Raw genomic sequence first — 2,029 nt, forward strand, 5'->3', positions numbered from 1 at the left:
AGGAGAAACTGCCGCTTTATCTGGGGTTCTTTGAGTTCGTACACAATGCCCGTAAGCGAGGAAAGGCACTGCTGGGCAACCTATTGGAGACCTTGTTGAACTAGCTCCCCAAAATCCGTATTGAGCCATTTTTAAAGCAAGTCCGAGTTCAAAATCCCCGGATTAAAACAGGTATGCCGTAGGGGCAAACGACCGTTTGCCCTTAACCAACTGGAGATAGACAACTAGGATTTAGGATTAGACTGGCTCAAAGCACCGCTGGACCCTGCATTTGTAGAGTGCCGGTGCTTGCATTCATCGTCACCATACCGCCAATGGGCAGCGTCCACAGCGGCTCTACATGGCCAATCCAGGCCCCCGCATAGGCGGGAATATTCAGAGGCTGAATGTGATCCCGCAAGATTTCTTCGAGGGTAAGCGAGCCATAGGTTTCGCCTGGGCCGCAGGCTCTGCACTGACCAAACACAAACCCGGCCAGCCCGTCGAGCAATCCGGCTAGCTTAAGCTGGGTCAGCATGCGATCGATGCTGTAGGGCGGTTCGCCCACGTCTTCTAAAAACAAAATCGCCCCGCTGGTGTCGGGGAAATAGGGCGACCCGACAATGCCAGAAACCACCGACAGGTTACCGCCGATCAGCGGGCCAGTGGCCTGACCTGTGGTGATAGTGTGAATGCGGCCCTGATCGCGCATGAGGCGGTCTTGGTCAGCCCCCAGCAGCGGGTTGGTGTAGGTCAGCGCTTCGCCCTCCATCAAAATTTGGCGTAGGAGTTCTACCTGATCGGCTCGCCAGGCGGTGAGACCGTGGGGGCCGTGGAAGGTGACCAGCCCGGTCTGGGCATAGATGCCCAGCAGCAGGGCCGAGATATCGCTAAAACCAATCACCACCTTGGGGTTGGCGCGAATGGTGTCGTAGTCGAGGTAGGGCAAAATGCGGGCGCTGCCCCAGTCGCCGCGCACCGGCAGCAGGGCTTTGATCGCCGGGTCGGCAAACATGGCGTTAACGTCGGCGGCGCGTTCGGCATCGGTACCAGCCAGGTAGCCGTAGCGGGCCAGGGCGTGGGGGGCGACCCGGGGCACAAAGCCCAGGGCTTTAACCGCGTCGATAACCAGATCGAGGCGATCGCGCTCAAAGGTCGCCCCCGCCGGGCTAACAATACCGACTGCATCGCCCTCCCGCAGGCGCGGCGGCAGCAGGTTCGGTCGTCCTTGGCGTCCTTGGGCCTGAACCGTTTGCTGCCTTAGCGCCACCCCCGCCGTTGCCATCCCCAGCCCGCCCAATAGCTGTCGCCGCCGCATACGCGCTACCCTAAAAAATCTATAACACCACTGCCGAGCATACACCGGAGCCCCCCGTGAGCGCACAGCCATCACCCCTGCCATCGCCCTTGAGTTCTACCGCCTGGGAAGAGCGCTACCAGGCGGGCACCCCCCGCTGGGATCTGGGCCAGCCAGCCCCCGCCTTTAAAACCCTGCTAGAGTCCGCCAGTGCTCCTCAACCAGGATCGGCCATTGTGCTCGGAGCCGGACGCGGTCATGATGCCATCTTCTTTGCCCAGCACGGCTTTGCAGTCACCGCCGTAGACTTTGCCCCTTCGGCCATTCAAGCCCTAGACGAGCAAGCCCAGGCCCACAACCGATCGCTTCGCCTGCTAGAGCGGGATATTTTTGGCCTAGTGCCCGAGTTCGCCGGGCAGTTTGACTACGCCATTGAACACACCTGCTTCTGCGCGATCGACCCCGCCCTGCGCCCCGCCTATGTGGAGTTGGTAGCCGATCTGCTGGTACCCGGTGGCGAACTACTCGCGGTATTTTTTACCCACCGACGCTCCGGTGGCCCACCCTTTGGCACCACCCCCGCTGAAGTGCGCCAGCTGTTTGAACCCCACTTTGAAATCATTTCCCTAGAGCCAGTGGCCAACTCAGTACCCTCACGGCAGGGGGAAGAGCACTTCGGGCGTTTGCGGAAGCGGTAGATGGGTAGATGGGTAGATGGGTAGATGGGTAGATGGCCCCATCCACGCACCCATG

At 60.4% G+C, this 2,029-nt stretch carries 2 protein-coding genes and 1 pseudogene; 2 read left to right on the top strand and 1 reads right to left on the bottom strand.

The genetic code is table 11. The features are described 5' to 3' along the window. Positions 1-104: pseudogene (locus IQ273_RS36250) on the top strand (DDE transposase); the annotation flags it as partial. 143 nt (positions 105-247) lie between these two features. Here IQ273_RS36250 and IQ273_RS32780 read toward each other — a convergent pair. Continuing rightward, on the bottom strand, positions 248-1,297 hold the full coding sequence (locus IQ273_RS32780; protein ID WP_194027254.1) for an LD-carboxypeptidase: 1,050 nt from the start codon (positions 1,295-1,297) through the stop codon (positions 248-250). Positions 1,298-1,353: 56 nt separating this feature from the next. Between IQ273_RS32780 and IQ273_RS32785 the strand changes: the two genes are divergently transcribed. Further along, positions 1,354-1,974 carry a methyltransferase domain-containing protein gene (locus IQ273_RS32785; protein WP_313898338.1) on the top strand — a complete coding sequence of 207 codons (621 nt, stop codon included), beginning with the start codon at positions 1,354-1,356 and terminating at the stop codon, positions 1,972-1,974. Positions 1,975-2,029: the final 55 nt, after the last annotated feature.

This window comes from Nodosilinea sp. LEGE 07298, from assembly GCF_015207265.1.
Classification (GTDB): Bacteria; Cyanobacteriota; Cyanobacteriia; order Phormidesmidales; family Phormidesmidaceae; genus Nodosilinea.

Excerpts from the sequence above, each read along its gene's own strand:
- IQ273_RS32780 (WP_194027254.1), bottom strand. The coding sequence starts at position 1,297 with ATGCGGCGGCGACAGCTATTGGGCGGGCTGGGGATGGCAACGGCGGGG.